This is a genomic window from Roseobacter sp. (assembly GCF_045106495.1).
Taxonomy (GTDB): Bacteria; Pseudomonadota; Alphaproteobacteria; order Rhodobacterales; family Rhodobacteraceae; genus Roseobacter.
Genome location: NZ_JBGCEQ010000022.1, coordinates 89,913 through 107,558, shown reverse-complemented (window position 1 = coordinate 107,558; position 17,646 = coordinate 89,913). Strand labels below are relative to the sequence as shown.

Sequence of the window (17,646 nt, the reverse complement as noted above, 5' to 3'; positions counted from 1 at the left end):
AACCGCGAGAAAGCGCCACTTCAAGCTGCAATTTAGGCTGGAATGCGCCCATTGGAACTGTTTTGCTCTTTGTTGGTTGGTTCTTTGAGGTGCGGCACCCCAAAGGTCGCGGAAAACCGCGCGGCGCGTCTTCGCGGGCAATCATTCAAGGAGCATGTGTAATGAAAAACCTAATCTGGATTTTAGTGGCAGTTGTGATCATCGGCGGAGGCTACTTTTTGATCATGGGGCCAGGGAGCGTCGAAGTTGCTGAAGACGCAGTGGAAGCGGAACCGGTCGTCGCGGCTGAGGCGGAAGAGGAGGCACCCGCGCAACCTGAGACAGATGTCGTGGAAGGCGGTGTCGAGGTTATGGAAGAGGGTAACGAAGCGGCTGCAGAGGCCGCCGATTCCGCGGGTGAACTTACTGAGCAAGCCGCAGATGGTGTTTCTGATGTAGCAAAGCAAGCGCAAGAAAGCCTCAGCGATACGGTGGCAGAACAAGAGTCAGCGACCGAGGAAACTGTCGCGGAGACCGCCGAGGCCGTTGAAGCCACGGATGAGGCTACCGCCCTTGTCGATGAGGCGAAGGCTGCTGAAGCCTTGACTGTTGAAGGGTTTGATTTTGCAAAGGTGACCGAGATGATCGACAACTCCGATTTGGCCACAACGCAAAAACTGGCGCTTGCAAGCGCGGTCGAGCAAGCACAGGACAATCCTGAACTGTTGAATGCCGCGCTGACGCAGTTACGCGACGCTCTGGGCATGCAGTAAACGAAACAGCGGCGCTTGATGGGGACATCAAACGCCGCTTTTTATTGGTGTTTGAAATAGCTCAGCCGACGAAAGCTTTTTCAACCACATAGTGTTTGGGATCAGAGTTTGCACCTTCTTCAAGCCCGAACCCTTCGAGAATTTCCTTCAGATCCGTGTTCAACCCGATGGATCCACAGACCATTGCGCGATCTGTTTCAGCGGATATGCCTTCGATGCCGAGATCTGCGAAAACCGTGCCGTCTTTCAGCAAGGTTGTGATCCGGCCCATTTTGGGCGACGTCTCGCGGGTTGTTGTCGGATAGTAGGTCAGTTTGGCGAGGTTTTCTTCACCCAAAAGCTCAAGCATCATCTCGTCTGTCCGCAGGTTTTCAATTAACTGACGCCCGTATTCCAGTTCTGCCACATCGCGGCAGGTATGGGTGACGATGACCTGATCGTAATCCTCATAGGTCTGCGGATCGCGCAGCAAGGAGGCAAAAGGCGCAAAGCCGGTGCCGGTGGCAAAGAACCACAGCCGTTTACCTGGCAAGAGCGCATCGTGCACCAATGTGCCCACAGGTTTGGGGCGCAGGATGATTTCGTCGCCGGGCTGGATGTGTTGCAGCTTGGACGTCAGCGGGCCATCCTGAACCTTGATCGAATAGAATTCCAATTCTTCGTCCCAGGACGGCGAGGCGATGGAATAGGCCCGCAACAGGGGCTTTTGTTTGCCCGTCTCAGGATGGGGGTCGCCCATCAACCCGATCATGACAAATTCGCCGGAACGGAACCGCAGCGAAGCGGGGCGCGTTACGCGAAATGAAAACAACCGGTCCGTCCAATGTTGGACGGATGTGACGGTTTGTGCATCGGGCAGAGTGGGAACTTTTACGGCGGCGGCTTGGGTCACAGGTGTTTGCTCGGTCATGAAAATATCAGCGCAGGCCAATACCTGCGGCTCCCTTGTATGAAGAAATAGGGTTGGGGGAAAGGCGTGAATCAGCCGCGCAGGCGCGTCTGATAATCGTGATCCTGCCACTTGGCGCGGAACTGCCATTGATCCTGGGGTTGACGTGCGGCCAGTTCATCAGAGATTTCGACCTCGTCAAAACCGGACCGGCGCGCCATGGCATATTGATCGGCCAGCACATGGCCTTTGGCGCGTAGACGCCCGGTAAACCCCCGCAGGCGCAGCTGTTTCGCAATGGTAAACCCGCGTCCATCGGCAGAAGAGGGGAAGTCCACACGGATCATCTGCAAACCCGCGCAGAGCGGTATGTCGTCCGGGTTCACGTCTGACGGCACATCAAGAGCGCTGGCATCATTGGCAGCCTCCAGTGTAATAAAGGGCTCATGCCAATCGTCGGCGGTGAAGCCGGTATCTGTAACGAGAGTGCTCATGCGGGGTCTCCTATGCGGACCATTTTGCCATTGACGAGGTGGATGCCACATTCGTCTTTTTCACTATCACGCCAGCGGCCCTTACGAGGGTCTTCGCCGGCAGAAACGGGAGAGGTACAGGGCGCGCAACCTATGGAGGGATAGCCTTGTGCGACCATCGGGTGGCGCGGCAGGCGGTTTTCGGCGATGTAATCGGCCACATCGCCGGGCTGCCAATACGCCAGCGGGTTGACCTTGATGCGCGACGTATTCGCTTCGACCTCAAAGAACGGCAGTTCCGCCCGCTGGCCTGACTGAAATCGTTTGCGCCCGGTGATCCAGCCACCATGCGCGCGCAGTGCGGATTGCAACGGTTGGGTCTTGCGCAGGGCACAACAGGCGTCCGGGTCTGTCTTATGCAAACGCCGCTGCGGATCTTCCTTGGATGTATCGGTATTGCGCAAGATCCGCAGATTGCGCAGGCCCAAGCGTTCCGCAACCTCCTGTTGGTAGACAAGCGTTTGCACAAACAGCATCTCGGTGTCGATAAAAAGCACAGGGACGTCCCGGTTGACCATGGCCGACAGGTGTAAAAGCGCAACCGACTCCGCACCGAAACTCGACACCAGAGCCAGATCGGACACCTCCTCAAAGGCCACGCGCAACACATCGGTCGCGCTATGATGGCGCAGCCCCTTGTTCAGCCGCGCCACCTTGGCAGTCAAAGCGGCATCCGTGGTTGTTTTGATCGGATGATCAAGCGGCATTGGCCTGCGCCATAGGGTAAAGGGCCTCTTTGAACGGGGCCAGTCCGACCCGGCGATATGTGTTGAGAAAGGCCTCGCCGGATTCTGTGCGCAGATCAAGGTAAGCCATCACCAACCGCTCAACTGCCGGAACAATCTCTTCGGCGGAAAATCCAGGGCCCGCGCGTTCGCCGATTGTCGCATCTTCGGTGCCATCGCCACCAAGCGTAATCTGGTAGTTCTCGACCCCTGCACGGTCCAGGCCCAAGATGCCAATATGACCGACATGGTGGTGTCCACAGGCATTGATGCAGCCGGAGATCTTGATCTTGAGCGGTCCAACATCATGTTCGATTTTCAATTCATCAAACCGGGTCGCTATTTCCTGCGCAATGGGAATGGAGCGAGCCGTGGCCAGCGCACAGTAATCCATGCCCGGGCAGGCGATGATGTCGGAAATGAGCCCAATGTTAGCCGTGCCAAGACCTGCCGCCCGCAAGGCAGAATAGACTGACGGGAGATCGTTTTTATGCACATGTGGCAGAATCACGTTTTGCTCGTGACTGATGCGCAGCTCATCATGGCCATAACGTTTCGCAAGATCCGCCATCAAGCGCATTTGCGCCGATGTTGCATCACCCGGTGTTGCGCCATGGGCCTTGAGGCTGATCGTGACGATGGCGTATCCCGGCACGCGGTGTTTGGTGAGATTGGTATCTGACCAGCTGCGGAACGCCGGGTAGTGCTGGCGCGCGTCACGGAACGCCACATCATCTTCCTGCCGGAACTGCGGGGGTGCAAAGTCCGCCTCAATACCGGCCAGCAGTTGCTGGTCCACCCCGGTAAATTGAGGTCGGAGCAATGCAAAGCGCTCTTCGACCCGGGCACGGATGTCATCAAGACCATGTTCATGAACGGTAATCTTAATCCGCGCCTTGTACTTATTGTCACGACGCCCGAGAAGGTTATATACGCTCACAATGGCCTCGAGGTAAGGCAGCAGGTCTTCACGTGGCAAGAATTCGCGCATGACCTTGCCGATCATCGGGGTGCGGCCCAGACCGCCGCCAACGATCACCTCAAAACCAGCCTCGCCTTCACGTTCCACCATGCGCAGACCGATGTCATGTGCACGTGTCACCGCCCGGTCATTTGGCGAACCTGTCACAGCGACCTTGAATTTCCGGGGCAGGAATTGGAATTCGGGATGATCCGTGGACCACTGTCGGATCAATTCGGCCACCGGACGCGGGTCGGCGATCTCATCTGCCGCGGCACCGGCAAAATGGTCGGCTGTCACGTTTCGAATGGTATTACCTGAGGTCTGGATCGCATGCATCTGCACCTCGCCCAGAGCGTCGAGCATATCAGGCACGTCGCGCAGTTGTGGCCAGTTGTATTGAATGTTTTGACGGGTGGTGAAATGGCCGTAGCCTTTATCCCATTTGTCGGAAATATCCGCTAGAACATGCATCTGGCGGCTGTTCAGCGTCCCGTAAGGGATCGCCACGCGCAGCATATAGGCATGCAGTTGCAGATAAAGACCGTTCATCAGGCGCAGGGGCTTGAATTCATCTTCAGTCAGCGATCCATCAATGCGGCGCTCGACCTGAGACCGGAACTGCGCGTTGCGTTCCTTGATGAATTGGGTGTCAAAGTCGGTGTAATTATACATTGTTCACAGCCTCTTGTTTGCCATGGGAATAGTTGGATGGGCCCCGTGCACGGAAATCTTCTCTGAAGTGTTTTGGTTTCGGGACCGGGCCGCTGATGTCCACATCTGCGAGATACACACCGACAACAAGGTCAACCTGTTGCGCCCCATCGATCAAGCGCAGATCGGCATCGGCCTCATCTGTCAGCACCTCGGCTTCTGCCAAATCCCGGCTCCATCCGGTTGCAGTCTGGTAGATCACATCGCCTTCGAGCAGAGCGTTGGCGGTCACAACTTTGGGGGTAAATGCGCGCGACATCAAAGTGCCTCCTGTACTTGGATCGGGAGAGAGTAAGGAACGGTTTTGCTCAAACGCGCGGCAGCAGCCTGGCGCGGCGCGAGCCCATAGAACATGAGCGCGGGGCCTGACATTTCGGCCGCCATCAATGCAGCGGGCAAAGCATCAAGCGTGGTGTCCAGAATACGTTGCTCCGGACGCGAAGCGTTCTCTATCACCGTTACCGGTGTGTGTCGGTCCGCCCCGTGCATGATCAGGCGCCCCTGTATGAAGCGTGCAGATTTCTTACCCATATAGATCGCGGCAACTTGGCCCGGCTGCGCGAGCGTGGCCCAATCGTGGTCCGCGAAGCCTTTCATGTCGTGCCCTGTCAGGAACCGTACTGATGCATTGCGGCCGCGTTTCGTCAGGCTCTGTCCGATCTCAGCCACCGCGGCGGAGGCGGAGGTGATACCGGGCACAATGCTCCAACTGATGTCATGGGCATCCACTGCGTCAATTTCCTCGTCCAGACGGCCAAAGACAGTCGCGTCGCCAGACTTCAACCGTACGACCTGCGCACCGGCAGCCCCGTGTTTGACGATAAGCGCGTTGATGTCCTCTTGTTTCATCGAAGGTCCAAAACCCTCTTTACCAGCGTCGATCATCACCGCCTCACGACGCGCCAGTTCAAGGATCGGCTTGCTGATCAAACGGTCATAGATCACCACATCTGCTTCATCGAGCACCCGGCGGGCTTTCATCGTCAGCAAATCCGGGTCGCCGGGTCCGCCTCCAACAAAATGCACATGACCCGGGCGTGCTTTGCGGTTCAAATGATCTGCCAAAAGGGTGTTCAGCGCCGCTTTTACTGCACCTTCGCCGCCTGTGACTGCCGCAGGACCCGCCTTGAAGTAATAGGCGCGCCAGAAATCTCGACGTGCGCGGCCAAAGGGCAGGGCGTCGGCGGCTTTCCGGAAGGTCTTGCCGATACGCGCCAAAGTGCCAAGGGCGGCAGGCAGGCGCTTTTCGAGATCAGCCTTGATGGCGCGGGCCAGAACAGGGGCCGCACCTTCGGTCCCGATGGCGATGGTCACCGGGTCCCGGTCTACGATCGCAGGTGTGATGAATTGGCTGTCTTGCAAGTTATCGACGATATTGACCAGCGCACCGTCGGCGCGCGCGATCTGGGACGTGCGGGCATCTTCTGCCGCGTCCTCGTCTGCAGCGTAAAACAGTGCGGCACATAAGGCGTCACCGGGCGACATGGCACGACGTACAAGTGAGAGCTTGCCTGCCTCGGCCCACTGTATAATCACAGCGGCAGGATCGGGGCTGAAAACGGTTATGTGACCTGCTGTCTTCATCAAAAGACGCAACTTGGCCATCGCCGCTTCGCCGCCGCCCGACACCACGATACGCCGTCCGTGCACACGCAAGAAGATCGGAAAATGGTCCATGACGCTCGGCCTTTCAAAACTCTTGTTGGTAATATAGGAAATATTCCCATATTTTGACCATATATCGGTGTTGATAAGAACGTTTGTTCTGATTAACTTGCAGAATGGAACATTTGACCATTCAAGAGGAAAAAGCGGAATGAACGTTCGCATAGATGACGTGGACAGGAAAATTCTTGGCGAGCTACAACGTGACGCAAGCCAGTCATTGGACGAAATTGCCGCGCGGATAGGGTCGTCCAAGACACCCGTTTGGAACCGGATTCGCAAATTGCGCGACGCAGGTGTGGTGCGGCAGCATACCGTTTTGCTTGATGCGGAAGCATTGGGATTTGAGGCATGTTTCTTTGTCCTGATCCGCACATCCGCACATGAAGCCGAGTGGCAGGCGGCGTTTCTCAAGGCGTTACGCGACAGACCGGAAGTGCAGGAAGCCCATCGGTTGGCAGGAGATATCGACTACATTCTTAAAGTGCGGGTGAAGAATGCGCGCGCATACGACGCATTTTACCAGGCTCTGATCTCGGAAGTCAGGGTGCACAATGTAACGGCTTTACTCTCAATGGAGGAGATCAAATCAACCACCATGCTGCCGCTTTGATGCGCGTTACCACGTGACATTCAACTGACCCAGCCCGTGAAAGTGGTAGGTATTTGCGTAGCGGGGCGTTCCTGCCAGGCTGAGGTCCGGGGCATGCGCGAACAGGCGTTGCAGACCCAATTGTAGTTCCAGCCGCGCCAGTGGAGCGCCGACGCAAAAATGCAGACCTCCGCCAAAGGCCGCGTGAGGCGCGGGCTCCCGCAAGGGGTCGAATCTATCGGGTCGGTCAAACCGTGCAGGATCACGACCTGCGGCGCCCAAGATCAAAGCAACCTGGCGCCCTTTTTCCAGGAGATGCCCGTTGACTAGGATGTCTTCATAGGCATAGCGGGTGAACATATGCAGCGGTGGGTCAAAACGCAGCAGTTCTTCGACCGTCGCCGCAATCCGGTCGGGCGCCAACACCGAGGCTGGTTGTGCTGTTTGCAAAAGCGCCTTCACCGAATTTCCCATGGTGTGCACAGTGGCCTCATGCCCCGCATTCAAAAGCAAGATGCAGGTAGCAATCATTTCGTCACGCGAGAGTTTTTCGCCATCTTCTTCGGCCGCGATCAAATGCGTGATCAGATCGTCACGGGGCGTATGTCGTCGCGCGTCTATGTATTTTGACAGGAAATCCGAAAACTCTGTCGCTGCCTCATTTGCGGCAACTTCTGTCTGATGATTGCGGTTGGCCTGATACATCGCGACCATCGTGTTGGACCAGCGTAGCAACTCGTTTGACATCTCTTCGGGCACCCCAAGTAGACGAGCGATGACACGCACAGGCAGCGCCGTGCAAAAAGCCGGGACCAGATCAAAGGATCCCACCGGGAAAGCACCGCATAGGTCATCGCAAATCTGATGAATGTCTGGTGCCAGGGCTTTGACACGGCGCGAAGTGAAGGCACGCAGCACCAAGCCGCGCAACCGGGTATGTTTGGGGGGTTCCATATCCAACATCGAGTGTCGCTCGACCCTTTCAAAACCTGTTAGATGATCTGGCGCGGGGCTATACTGATCCTGGGGTGTCGCACGCCCAAGACGGCGATCGCGCAAGAGCATGTGCACCGTCGCTGCACCGAAAACAGCCATCATACCGTAGTCTTGCCAATACCGTACCGGATCATCGGACAGCACGCGGGCATAGAGACGATAGGGGTCCTGGACAAATTCTGGGTCAAGCGGGGATTGTATGAGCTTCTGCATAGAACCTTTTAAGGTCGCAGCCACTGGTCAAGGCAAGAGGCTGTTTGTAAACTTTGACGCATGCCCCGAGGATTATTGCGTCCTGCGCTCATCATCTGTGTGTTTCTGGGCGCAGTGGCGGCGGCCTCTGCGGGGGTATGGCGTTATGCTTACCTGCAGGCTTTGGACCAGTTGGAGCGTCAAGGACAAAGTGATCTCGCCCTCGCCAGCGACCGGCTTGTGGGTCAGCTACAACGTTTTCGCGAACTGGCCGTGTTTCTGGCAGACCATCCCTATAGCGCCGACCTTGCTTCGGGACACGGCAGCGAACCTGCTCAAGGTTTGTTTTTGGAAGTGGCTGACAAGACGGGTGCTTTGGATGTGATGTTTGTTGACCTGACAGGACGGGTACAAGCCTCAGCGCGGCATCTGACCACCGCCAATCTGAGCCAGACAGACTATGTAAAACGGGCGCAACAGGGGGCGCTTGGCTGGGGCCACGGTGTTGATAAACCTCTATCCAAACGTGCTTTTTACTATGCAGCACCCGTTTTCGGGAAGACTGGGAAAGTGCGTGGCGTGATCGTCGTGGCTGTGGGGATGGATGGCATTGAGGACGCCTGGCGCGGTGGTCTGCGCGCGGTTTTCTTTACTGATGCGCAGGGCAAGGTCTTTGTCACAAACCGCTCGGATTTGATTCTGTGGCAGCGCGCAACGGACGGGCCCGGATTGGCACCACCTGATGGGCAGGCACCCTCTTTTGCCAGCTATGAAACCGGTCGGCACGAGATCTGGCAGCTTGGGTGGGGCCCATATCTACCCAAAAACGCGCTGCATCTGGTGCGGCATTTGCCTTTGATCGGCCTGACGGGAGAGGTATTACTGGACGTAGCACCGGCGCGGCAACTGGCCAAATTGCAGGCCGCAGTCGTGGCCGCCTTGTGCCTCGCATTCGGCGCGATGCTGTTTTTTGCCACAGAAAGACGCCGCACACTTGCGCGGGCGAACATGCAACTGGAAGAAAGCGTGGCGCGTCGCACAGCCGCCTTGTCGGAGATTAATACCACGTTGCGCCAAGAAATGGTCGACCGTCAGGACGCCCAAACGGCTCTGGCGCGCGCGCAATCAGATCTGCTGCAAGCCAGCAAGCTTAGCGCTTTGGGAAAGATGAGTGCAGGCATCAGCCACGAACTGAACCAACCGTTGATGGCGATCCGCTCTTTTGCCGAAAACGCCGAGCAGTTCATGAACCGGGATCAGCCGGAACGGGTTCGGGACAATCTGGGTCGCATATCGGAGATGGCCCGGCGGATGGGCCGCATCATCAAAAACCTTCGGGCGTTTTCGACCCAACAGGCAGAACCTCCGACACGTGTGAACCTGGTGGCCGTTCTGGATAGTGCGGTCGACATGATTTCCGAACGGGCATGTGACATGGGCGTGTCCGTCCACTACACGCAGTCGCGCCAAGCTATATGGGTGAAAGGGGGAGAGGTGAGGCTGGGTCAGGTATTTACGAACCTAATGACCAACGCCCTCGACGCACTAGGCGATTGCGAGACACGCGAACTCTCGGTTTCGATCCGGCAGACCAAAGAAATATCAATTAGCATTCGTGATACCGGACCTGGTGTCTTGGATCCCGATAAGGTGTTCGACCCGTTTTATTCAACCAAGGAGGTTGGCGCCTCCGAAGGCATGGGGTTGGGTCTATCGATCTCCTATGGGATCATCCAGAGCTTTGGCGGTGAAATTCGCGTGCGCAATTGCGAGCCCGGCGCCGAATTTACCGTTGAGCTTCAACCTTGGACAGCGCAGGAAGCAGCATGAGCAAAAAAGTCCTACTGGTTGATGATGACGCGGCTGTGCGCGATGCGCTGGCGCAAACTCTGGAACTGGCAGATCTTGAACCGCTTACGGCGGGGTCTTTCGTGGCCGCCAAGGACCTGATTACTGCTGACTTTGACGGCGTCATTCTGTCTGATCTCAGAATGCCGGGACGGGACGGGTTTCACCTGCTGACCTACGCGCGCGGGCAGGATGAGGATTTACCGGTGATCTTGCTGACCGGAGAGGGCGACATACCTACGGCCATGAAAGCCGTCGGGCAGGGCGCTTTTGATTTCCTTGAGAAACCCTGCGCGCCTTCGGACTTGCTGGCGATTTTGGAACGGGCTCTGAAAACCCGCCGCCTGGTCTTGGACAATCGCAGGCTGCGTGCCCTGGTGGCAACGGGAGATCCCGCGGCGCGCATGATCTTTGGCGCGTCGCAATTGGCCGAAGGTCTACGGGCGCGTGTCCGTCGTGTTGCGGTGGCCGAAACCGAAGTATTGGTCACCGGCGCGCCCGGTACTGGCATTTCGAAAGTCGCCGAGGTTATTCACTTGTCTTCGCTTCGCTCCAAAGCACCCTTTGTGAAACGTGCGGCGGCCGCTTTGGACGTGACCGATTTGACGGAAACATTGGAAACAGCCAAGTCAGGCAGCCTTTTTATCGATGAGATTACGCAACTGTCCGCACAGACGCAGCTGAGTCTTTTGGAGGTCTTGGAAACGGGTACGCCAACGCGCATCATTGCCGGATCGACGCGGAACCTGTCCGCCAGCGTGGCAGAAGGCCAGCTGAGTTCGGAGCTTTACTACCGACTTGAAGTAACACCAGTTCGCATCCCTTCGCTTTCCGAGCGGCCAGAGGACATTCCGGTTCTGTTTCGCCACTATGTTGCACAAGCCAGCGAGCAAGCGGGACTCAGTTCGCCGGAAATAACACCTCAGGTCGTAGCTGGGCTGATGGCACGGGACTGGCCGGGCAATGCACGCGCATTGATGTCGGAAGCCATGCGGTTTGCTCTTGGTTTGACCGAAGAGGCAGACCCCGATATCGGCTTAGGTCTCTCCGAGCAGATGGCTCAGGTCGAGCAGAGCCTTTTGGAGCAGGCTTTGAGGCGCGCGCAGGGACGTGCAGTGGTCGCAGCCGAGGCGTTGAAACTACCGCGCAAGACATTTTACGACAAACTGACGCGCTACGGGATTCGCACTGATACGTACCGCAATGACTAGTGTGCGGAATTCCGCACAATGCGGGCCAATCCTGTGCGAAATTCCGCACCTGACTACAGCGACATGAGTGTCGTTTCATACCAAAGTAGCTTCTCAATACACTGTAACTAATTGATATTTGTCGGATATGTACGCGCGCATTCATAATCCTTGCCCCCAACGCAGAAGGACGATTTTATGATCGGCATCGCATCGTCTTCGGCGGTGCCCGTTTAACGACCGATAAGAAAAGTTTCTGGGAGGAAACCATATGAAAATCATGACCGCTGCCCTAACGGCGTTGACCCTTTCAGTCAGCGCTTCTGCTGTTGCCGCTGCCTGCGATGACGGCGAAATCGTGATCAAATTCAGCCACGTGACCAATACAGACCGCCACCCCAAAGGCATCGCCGCCTCCTTGCTGCAAACGCGCATAAACGAGGAAATGAACGGCAAAGCCTGCATGGAAGTTTTTCCGAACTCGACATTGTACAATGATGATCAAGTCCTGGAAGCCTTGCTTCAAGGGGACGTGCAATTGGCGGCGCCATCCTTGTCCAAGTTCGAACAGTTCACCAAAGTGTTCCGTATCTTTGACCTGCCGTTCATGTTCAAGAACATCGAGGCCGTAGATGCTTTTCAGAACTCTGACACGGGTCAGGCGATGAAAGAATCCATGGTGCGTCGCGGGTTGTTGGGCATCGCTTTCTGGCACAACGGCATGAAGCAAATGTCCGCAAATGTTGCATTGAACAGCCCAGCCGATGCCAATGGATTGAAGTTCCGGGTTCAAAACTCTGATGTGTTGAAGGCGCAGATGTCCGCTCTCGGCGGCTCGCCCCAGCCAATGGCGTTTTCGGAAGTTTATGGTGCCTTGCAAACCGGCGTTGTGGACGGTCAGGAAAATACCTGGTCCAATATCTACGGGCAGAAATTCTTTGAAGTTCAGGACGGCATAACCGAGACCAATCATGGCATCATCGACTACATGGTCGTAACCTCAACCGACTGGTGGGAAAGCCTGGACGCGGATGTGCGCGATCAACTGGGAACCATCATTGCCGAAGTAACCGAAGTGCGGAACGCGGAATCCACAGCCGTAAACGATCAGGCCAAAGCTGCGATCATAGAAGCTGGCGGCGTAGTACGTCAGTTGGATGAGGCAGGGCGCGCCGAGTGGGTTGCCACCATGAAACCTGTCTGGGAGCAATTCAAAGATGACGTCGGACAGGAAAACATCGACGCAGCTCAGGCCATCAACGCCGGTTTCTGAGACCAATTGAGTTACACTGCTCGGCCTGCATTTTGTCGGCCGGGCAGATGAAAAAGGGGGGAGGGGCTGCGCATGTCGCAATCCTATGAAGCGGAGACGATCCTTGGTCGCATCGTCAACGAAATCGAGGAAACGGCAATTGCCCTGATCCTCGGACTGATGACCATCCTGACATTCGTAAATGTGGTGCTGCGCTACGGCTTCAACACCGGGATCATCTGGGGGTTGGAGGCAGTCACTTTTCTCTTTGCCTGGCTGGTTCTCTTTGGGGTCAGCTACTGTGTCAAGGTGACCGCGCATCTCGGCGTGGATGCGGTGATCAACCTCTTTTCTCCGCCAGTGCGCCGCGTTCTGGCTTTGTTTGCCGCTGCTGTCTGCTTGACCTACGCCGCGTTGGTGCTGAAAGGCGCCTGGGATTATTGGGCACCTTTTGCAGGCTTTGATGCCACGTCCGGTCGCTGGTTCCCGACCGGGTTCGAAGACAGCCGCGATCAGGCTTGGTATGAGGTCGTGGACATGCCAATGCCCGAATGGTTGCGATGGATCGAACCGATCTTCAACCAGGGTGAAGAATACGAAAAAATTCCACGCTTTATTCCCTATGCAATGCTGCCTTTTGGCATGGCTCTGCTGCTCTTTCGCTTCCTTCAGGCAACCTTTCGCCTGGTGAAGGGAGAGACCACCAGCCTGATCGTCAGTCACGAGGCCGAAGATGAAGTAGAAGCCGTCAAACACATGAACGCAGGGAAGTAACCCATGGAAGTTGCAGTTCTTTTTTCCATGGTCGTAGGCTTGATGCTGGTCGGTGTTCCGATCGCAATCAGTTTAGGGATGTCCTCGATTGTCTTTCTTCTGGTGCTCAGCGACACGTCGCTTGCCTCCATCGCACAGACATTGTTTCAGGCGATGGCTGGGCACTACACGCTTTTGGCAATTCCGTTCTTCATTTTGGCGTCCAGCTTCATGTCGACCGGCGGTGTGGCCAAGCGGATCATACGGTTTTCGATAGCTTTGGTCGGGCACTTACCCGGCGGATTGGCGATCGCTGGTGTTTTTGCCTGTATGCTATTTGCGGCACTGTCCGGATCCTCACCCGCCACCGTTGTGGCTATCGGCTCCATCGTGATCGCAGGCATGCGACAGGTAGGGTATACCAAGGATTTCGCTGCGGGAGTCATCGCCAATGCGGGAACTCTGGGCATCCTGATCCCGCCGTCTATTGTGATGGTGGTCTACGCCTCAGCCACAGACGTGTCCGTTGGACGCATGTTTCTGGCAGGCGTCATTCCCGGGCTGATGGCGGGCTCCATGCTGATGATTACCATCTACATCATTGCAAAATTGCGTGACCTGCCCAAGGGCGAATGGCGCGGCTGGGGCGAAGTCTTCGAGTCGGGTCGCGAAGCAGGGTGGGGTCTGTTTCTGATTGTGATCATTCTGGGCGGTATTTACGGCGGTATTTTCACCCCTACGGAAGCGGCAGCCGTGGCAGCGGTTTACGCATTTTTCATCGCCAGCTTTGTCTATCGGGACATGGGGCCGCTGCATGTCAAGGACGGCGAAACTCAAAACCTGACGTTGATGCGCAAACCTGTGGCGCTGGTCACCGCATTCTTTCACCGCGATACCCGAGACACCCTGTTTGATGCCGGAAAACTGACGGTGACTCTAATGTTCATCATCGCCAATGCGTTGATCCTCAAACATGTTTTGACCGACGAACAAATCCCCCAACAGATCGCGGCGGCGATGCTTGATGCTGGATTTGGTCCCATCGTTTTTCTCGTTATCGTGAACGTGATCCTGTTGATTGGCGGTCAGTTCATGGAGCCGTCTGGGTTGTTGGTGATCGTGGCGCCGCTCGTGTTCCCGATTGCCATTGAGTTGGGCATCGACCCTATTCACCTGGGGATAATCATGGTTGTGAACATGGAAATTGGGATGATCACGCCACCGGTGGGGCTTAACCTTTTTGTGACGTCCGGCGTAGCCAATATGCCGATGATGTCGGTGGTCAAAGCCGCGTTGCCCTTCACGGCAGTGCTCTTTGTGTTCTTGATTATGGTGACCTACATCCCGATTATCAGCACCTGGCTTCCGACACTCGTCATGGGCCCCGAGATCATCATAAAATAGCGCGAAGGATCATGGGCGCGCTGCAACTGGTGCGCCCACGATTATTGCAAAGCCGCTTTTGCCCGAAAGGCGAAGCGTCAACTCGTCGCTAAGGCGTCGATGATTGGCGAAAAATCTTCGGCTTTCAAACTGGCACCGCCCACCAAAGCCCCGTCCACATCAGATGTGGCGAAGATATCAGCAGCGTTGCCCGGTTTGACCGACCCGCCGTAGAGCAGACGAATGTTGCCACCTTCCGCGCCAAATCGCCCCACCAGTTCTTCGCGCAGAGCCATGTGAACCTCGGCGATCTGATCAAGGGTCGGGATCTTTCCGGTGCCAATGGCCCAGATCGGTTCATATGCCACCACCAGATTTGCACCATTGCTCCCGGCAGGTACTGATCCCGCAAGCTGGGATTTGAGCACTGGCAGGGCTTCTCCGGCCTCTCGTTGCGTCAGACTTTCACCAATGCAGACTATGGCAACTAATCCACCGTTTTGCACGGCATTGGCTTTTGCACAGACCTGAGCATCAGTGTCGCCATAAGCCTCGCGGCGTTCCGAATGCCCGACGATGGCATATGTCGCACCGGAATCTGCAATCATTTCTGCACTGGTGTCTCCAGTGAACGCGCCTTTGAATTCAGCATGGCAATCCTGCGCGCCGATGGCCACAGAGCTTCCCGTACAACGGTCAGCAGCCGGGATCAAAAGCGGGTTTGGCGGGCATATGACAATGTCACAAGAGCTGTCCACATGTGCCGTCTTCAGGCGATCCAACACCTCAAGACTGGCTTGGGTGCCATTCATTTTCCAATTGCCCGCTGCCATTTTCCGACGCATGAGTTACTCCTGTAATGATTTGTACTCTTGGTAGCAGCCTGACCCATTGACGGCAATCAATGCGCGTCGCGTGCGCTGGGTGCACAGGCAGGGCGGGCCGGAGCAACACGATCGGAGGCCAATATGATTCCCAGACTGGACGCCAAACTGCTGGAACAGAACGACGCGGAAACGCTGAGGCAATTGCGTGAAGCGGCAACCGAAATTGGCTTTTTCACGATCTTCAACACAGAACTGGCACCGACGCGTATGCGTGAGGTTCTAGCCCAGTACCGCAAGTTCTTTTTACTACCCGACGCTGAAAAGGCCGCCATCAATATGGTGAACACGGGCGCAAACCGAGGCTGGGGCGCATCAGGCTCTGAACAGGTTGATCCAGAGGCCAACCCGGATTTCAAACAGGTTTTCGATATCGGGTTTACCTTGTCTGCCGATGATCCACGCCGCGACTTACCAGTTTACGCCCCGAACCAATGGCCCGAATTCTTGCCCGGCTTTCAGCAGGAAATCGAAAAGTACTTCAACGAGGCACGCGGAGTTGCAATGCGCCTTCTACGCGGCATTGCCCTTTCTATTGATGCGCCAGATGACTATTTTGACTCGTCGTTTGAAACGCCAATGGCGCTACTACGCGGGAACTTTTACCCCGCGCGACCCGCATGGGCCACAGAGCGGGATTTCGGGACCGCTACCCATACAGACTACGGTTGCCTGACCTTGCTGGCCACCGAAGGTGGTCCGGGTCTAGAAGTCCGTAAGAGGGGTGGGGGTTGGATACCGGTTTCCGCACCCCCCGGCGAATTCGTGATCAATTTCGGGGAAATGATGGAGATCTGGACAGACGGCCTGGTGCGCGCAACCCCGCACCGGGTGATTGGCACGGACAACGAACGCATTTCTATCCCATTGTTTTTCAATCCATCCTTTGAGACGAACATCGCTCCGCGCGGATCAGGTCAGCTTTTACAGGCAGGAGAACATTTATCCCGACGGTTTTCCGAGACTTACGTTCACTTGCAAAAGCAGGATTGATCAACCGAATTTGATGGACTCGCCGCAACCACAGGCTTCGGTAACGTTCGGGTTTCGGAACTTGAAACCGCTTTCCAGCAGCGAAGTTTCATAGTCAATCTCAGTCCCAAAGAGGAACATCTGCGCCATCGGTGCGATCATGACCCGCGCGCCGTCTTGCTCGACGACCTCATCATTTGGATCGGTCTCCTGGACGTATTCCATGGTGTATTCCATACCCGCACAGCCGCCTTTCTTGACGCCGATGCGCAGCCCTGCATGGCCTGCGGAGCTCATGAGCTTGGCCACTTGCGATGCGGCCTGTGGGGTCAATGTAACAGCTTGCTTACCGGGTATACCAAACATGGAAACTCTCCTTTGGAGCCAATCTAAGCAGTATGATCGCGCGGAACAAGCGGGCGCGCTGGATTTCCACCCACCGTCGTGCCTGCGCTAACGTCCCGCGTGACAACCGAGCCTGCCCCTATCACAGCATCATCGCAAACTTTCACACCTGGCAGAATGATCGCACCACCCCCGACCCACACGTTGCGGCCAATGCGGATGCTTTGCCCAAATTCAAGTCCGGCGTCGCGCTCTTGCGGATCACGGGGGTGATCGGCGGTCAGGATTTGCACTTGAGGTCCAAATTGAGTGTTGTCCCCGATGTGGATGGGGCAAACATCGAGCAAAATACAACCGTAGTTGAAAAATACATTATCCCCCAAATGGATGTTGTAGCCGTAATCCGTGTAAAAGGGCGTGCGAATTGAAACACTTGAACCACGACTCCCAAGCCACTGATCTAAAATTGATTTACGGTCAATTGCGTCGGAAACGATGGTCGCATTGTAGCGCCGCTGCAGGCTCTGGCTTGAAGCACGCTCTTGCACCAGTTCGGGATCTCCCGCGCGGTACAATCCGCCAGAAACCATCTTTTCTTTTTCCGTGGTCATGGGGTAAATTTACATAAAACCCAGTTCAAGGCGCGCCTCGTCCGACATCATGTCCATACCCCAGGGCGGCTCCCATACCAGTTCAACATTGACCTGTTTCACCCCCGCGATTGGCTCCACCGCATCTGCCACCCAACCCGGCATTTCACCGGCGACGGGACAGCCCGGAGCGGTAAGCGACATCTTGACCTCGACCTCATTTTCACCATTAATATCAATGGTATATATCAAGCCAAGCTCGTAGATATTGACGGGAATCTCAGGGTCGTAAACTGTTCGACAGGCCTCAACGATCTGCTCATAGAGAGGATGATCGGTTGTAGATGGCGCAATCAATGGCGCGCCTTCCATCGGTTCTGATACGTTGTTCATTGAGAGCCTCACTCATG

The 17,646-nt window shown here is 56.1% G+C and carries 19 protein-coding genes; 8 read left to right on the top strand and 11 right to left on the bottom strand.

Annotated elements, in window-relative coordinates; translation table 11 throughout:
• Positions 1 to 161: 161 nt before the first annotated feature.
• Positions 162 to 752, top strand: coding sequence for a hypothetical protein (locus AB8B75_RS15305; RefSeq protein ID WP_405363533.1), 591 nt, complete (start codon positions 162 to 164; stop codon positions 750 to 752).
• A 61-nt stretch (positions 753 to 813) separates the two neighbouring features.
• On the opposite strand, the gene AB8B75_RS15300 is transcribed toward AB8B75_RS15305, so the two are convergent.
• The 6 genes from AB8B75_RS15300 to cysG all read right to left on the bottom strand — a co-directional run bounded on the left by AB8B75_RS15300 (position 814) and on the right by cysG (position 6,251).
• On the bottom strand, positions 814 to 1,662 hold the full coding sequence (locus AB8B75_RS15300; RefSeq protein ID WP_405363532.1) for a ferredoxin--NADP reductase: 849 nt from the start codon (positions 1,660 to 1,662) through the stop codon (positions 814 to 816).
• 71 nt (positions 1,663 to 1,733) lie between these two features.
• Complete coding sequence (locus AB8B75_RS15295) at positions 1,734 to 2,135, bottom strand: DUF934 domain-containing protein (RefSeq protein ID WP_405363530.1); 402 nt, start codon at positions 2,133 to 2,135, stop codon at positions 1,734 to 1,736.
• The gene (locus AB8B75_RS15290; protein WP_405363528.1) at positions 2,132 to 2,881 is read right to left on the bottom strand and encodes a phosphoadenylyl-sulfate reductase; all 750 of its coding nucleotides are present in this window, start codon (positions 2,879 to 2,881) and stop codon (positions 2,132 to 2,134) included. Before AB8B75_RS15290 ends, AB8B75_RS15295 begins: the two co-directional genes overlap by 4 nt.
• On the bottom strand, positions 2,871 to 4,535 hold the full coding sequence (locus AB8B75_RS15285) for a nitrite/sulfite reductase (protein WP_405363527.1): 1,665 nt from the start codon (positions 4,533 to 4,535) through the stop codon (positions 2,871 to 2,873). The genes AB8B75_RS15290 and AB8B75_RS15285 overlap by 11 nt, the downstream gene beginning before the upstream one ends.
• Entirely contained in the window at positions 4,528 to 4,833 is a 306-nt protein-coding gene (locus tag AB8B75_RS15280; protein WP_405363525.1) for a DUF2849 domain-containing protein, read from the bottom strand. Before AB8B75_RS15280 ends, AB8B75_RS15285 begins: the two co-directional genes overlap by 8 nt.
• A complete protein-coding gene (gene cysG, locus AB8B75_RS15275) occupies positions 4,833 to 6,251 on the bottom strand; it encodes a siroheme synthase CysG (protein WP_405363523.1) in 1,419 nt (472 codons plus the stop codon). Before cysG ends, AB8B75_RS15280 begins: the two co-directional genes overlap by 1 nt.
• Positions 6,252 to 6,390: 139 nt before the next feature.
• On the opposite strand from cysG, the gene AB8B75_RS15270 reads away from it, so the two are divergent.
• Positions 6,391 to 6,852, top strand: a complete 462-nt coding sequence (locus AB8B75_RS15270) for an Lrp/AsnC family transcriptional regulator (protein ID WP_405363521.1) — start codon at positions 6,391 to 6,393, stop codon at positions 6,850 to 6,852.
• A gap of 6 nt (positions 6,853 to 6,858) precedes the next feature.
• On the opposite strand, the gene AB8B75_RS15265 is transcribed toward AB8B75_RS15270, so the two are convergent.
• Positions 6,859 to 8,040 (bottom strand): cytochrome P450, encoded by a 1,182-nt coding sequence (locus tag AB8B75_RS15265; RefSeq protein ID WP_405363519.1) that lies wholly within the window; start codon positions 8,038 to 8,040, stop codon positions 6,859 to 6,861.
• A gap of 60 nt (positions 8,041 to 8,100) precedes the next feature.
• On the opposite strand from AB8B75_RS15265, the gene AB8B75_RS15260 reads away from it, so the two are divergent.
• The 5 genes from AB8B75_RS15260 (at position 8,101) to AB8B75_RS15240 (ending at position 14,466) form a co-directional block, all read left to right on the top strand.
• Positions 8,101 to 9,849, top strand: coding sequence for an ATP-binding protein (locus AB8B75_RS15260; RefSeq protein ID WP_405363517.1), 1,749 nt, complete (start codon positions 8,101 to 8,103; stop codon positions 9,847 to 9,849).
• On the top strand, positions 9,846 to 11,078 hold the full coding sequence (locus AB8B75_RS15255; RefSeq protein WP_405363515.1) for a sigma-54-dependent transcriptional regulator: 1,233 nt from the start codon (positions 9,846 to 9,848) through the stop codon (positions 11,076 to 11,078). The genes AB8B75_RS15260 and AB8B75_RS15255 overlap by 4 nt, the downstream gene beginning before the upstream one ends.
• Positions 11,079 to 11,328: 250 nt before the next feature.
• Positions 11,329 to 12,330 carry a DctP family TRAP transporter solute-binding subunit gene (locus tag AB8B75_RS15250; protein ID WP_405363513.1) on the top strand — a complete coding sequence of 334 codons (1,002 nt, stop codon included), beginning with the start codon at positions 11,329 to 11,331 and terminating at the stop codon, positions 12,328 to 12,330.
• Positions 12,331 to 12,402: 72 nt separating this feature from the next.
• Positions 12,403 to 13,083: a TRAP transporter small permease gene (locus AB8B75_RS15245; RefSeq protein ID WP_405363511.1), complete on the top strand. Its 681-nt coding sequence runs from the start codon at positions 12,403 to 12,405 to the stop codon at positions 13,081 to 13,083.
• Between the two features lie 3 nt (positions 13,084 to 13,086).
• Positions 13,087 to 14,466 carry a TRAP transporter large permease gene (locus tag AB8B75_RS15240; protein WP_405363509.1) on the top strand — a complete coding sequence of 460 codons (1,380 nt, stop codon included), beginning with the start codon at positions 13,087 to 13,089 and terminating at the stop codon, positions 14,464 to 14,466.
• A 77-nt stretch (positions 14,467 to 14,543) separates the two neighbouring features.
• Here the strand turns inward: AB8B75_RS15240 and tpiA are convergent, their stop codons facing one another.
• The gene (gene tpiA, locus AB8B75_RS15235) at positions 14,544 to 15,290 is read right to left on the bottom strand and encodes a triose-phosphate isomerase (protein ID WP_405363507.1); all 747 of its coding nucleotides are present in this window, start codon (positions 15,288 to 15,290) and stop codon (positions 14,544 to 14,546) included.
• 123 nt (positions 15,291 to 15,413) lie between these two features.
• Between tpiA and AB8B75_RS15230 the strand changes: the two genes are divergently transcribed.
• Entirely contained in the window at positions 15,414 to 16,322 is a 909-nt protein-coding gene (locus AB8B75_RS15230) for an isopenicillin N synthase family dioxygenase (protein ID WP_405363505.1), read from the top strand.
• Here AB8B75_RS15230 and AB8B75_RS15225 read toward each other — a convergent pair whose 3' ends face one another.
• Genes AB8B75_RS15225 through AB8B75_RS15215 form a run of 3 tightly spaced genes read right to left on the bottom strand, consistent with a single transcriptional unit; the run spans position 16,323 to position 17,629 of the window.
• The gene (locus tag AB8B75_RS15225; protein ID WP_405363503.1) at positions 16,323 to 16,667 is read right to left on the bottom strand and encodes a HesB/IscA family protein; all 345 of its coding nucleotides are present in this window, start codon (positions 16,665 to 16,667) and stop codon (positions 16,323 to 16,325) included.
• A gap of 23 nt (positions 16,668 to 16,690) precedes the next feature.
• Positions 16,691 to 17,257, bottom strand: coding sequence for a sugar O-acetyltransferase (locus AB8B75_RS15220; RefSeq protein WP_405363502.1), 567 nt, complete (start codon positions 17,255 to 17,257; stop codon positions 16,691 to 16,693).
• A gap of 9 nt (positions 17,258 to 17,266) precedes the next feature.
• The gene (locus tag AB8B75_RS15215) at positions 17,267 to 17,629 is read right to left on the bottom strand and encodes an SUF system Fe-S cluster assembly protein (RefSeq protein ID WP_405363500.1); all 363 of its coding nucleotides are present in this window, start codon (positions 17,627 to 17,629) and stop codon (positions 17,267 to 17,269) included.
• Between the last annotated feature and the right edge of the window lie 17 nt (positions 17,630 to 17,646).

Coding starts and splice junctions, on each gene's coding strand:
- AB8B75_RS15305 (WP_405363533.1), top strand. CDS start 162: ATGAAAAACCTAATCTGGATTTTAGTGGCAGTTGTGATCATCGGCGGA.
- AB8B75_RS15300 (WP_405363532.1), bottom strand. CDS start 1,662: ATGACCGAGCAAACACCTGTGACCCAAGCCGCCGCCGTAAAAGTTCCC.
- AB8B75_RS15295 (WP_405363530.1), bottom strand. CDS start 2,135: ATGAGCACTCTCGTTACAGATACCGGCTTCACCGCCGACGATTGGCAT.
- AB8B75_RS15290 (WP_405363528.1), bottom strand. CDS start 2,881: ATGCCGCTTGATCATCCGATCAAAACAACCACGGATGCCGCTTTGACT.
- AB8B75_RS15285 (WP_405363527.1), bottom strand. CDS start 4,535: ATGTATAATTACACCGACTTTGACACCCAATTCATCAAGGAACGCAAC.
- AB8B75_RS15280 (WP_405363525.1), bottom strand. CDS start 4,833: ATGTCGCGCGCATTTACCCCCAAAGTTGTGACCGCCAACGCTCTGCTC.
- cysG (WP_405363523.1), bottom strand. CDS start 6,251: ATGGACCATTTTCCGATCTTCTTGCGTGTGCACGGACGGCGTATCGTG.
- AB8B75_RS15270 (WP_405363521.1), top strand. CDS start 6,391: ATGAACGTTCGCATAGATGACGTGGACAGGAAAATTCTTGGCGAGCTA.
- AB8B75_RS15265 (WP_405363519.1), bottom strand. CDS start 8,040: ATGCAGAAGCTCATACAATCCCCGCTTGACCCAGAATTTGTCCAGGAC.
- AB8B75_RS15260 (WP_405363517.1), top strand. CDS start 8,101: ATGCCCCGAGGATTATTGCGTCCTGCGCTCATCATCTGTGTGTTTCTG.
- AB8B75_RS15255 (WP_405363515.1), top strand. CDS start 9,846: ATGAGCAAAAAAGTCCTACTGGTTGATGATGACGCGGCTGTGCGCGAT.
- AB8B75_RS15250 (WP_405363513.1), top strand. CDS start 11,329: ATGAAAATCATGACCGCTGCCCTAACGGCGTTGACCCTTTCAGTCAGC.
- AB8B75_RS15245 (WP_405363511.1), top strand. CDS start 12,403: ATGTCGCAATCCTATGAAGCGGAGACGATCCTTGGTCGCATCGTCAAC.
- AB8B75_RS15240 (WP_405363509.1), top strand. CDS start 13,087: ATGGAAGTTGCAGTTCTTTTTTCCATGGTCGTAGGCTTGATGCTGGTC.
- tpiA (WP_405363507.1), bottom strand. CDS start 15,290: ATGCGTCGGAAAATGGCAGCGGGCAATTGGAAAATGAATGGCACCCAA.
- AB8B75_RS15230 (WP_405363505.1), top strand. CDS start 15,414: ATGATTCCCAGACTGGACGCCAAACTGCTGGAACAGAACGACGCGGAA.
- AB8B75_RS15225 (WP_405363503.1), bottom strand. CDS start 16,667: ATGTTTGGTATACCCGGTAAGCAAGCTGTTACATTGACCCCACAGGCC.
- AB8B75_RS15220 (WP_405363502.1), bottom strand. CDS start 17,257: ATGACCACGGAAAAAGAAAAGATGGTTTCTGGCGGATTGTACCGCGCG.
- AB8B75_RS15215 (WP_405363500.1), bottom strand. CDS start 17,629: ATGAACAACGTATCAGAACCGATGGAAGGCGCGCCATTGATTGCGCCA.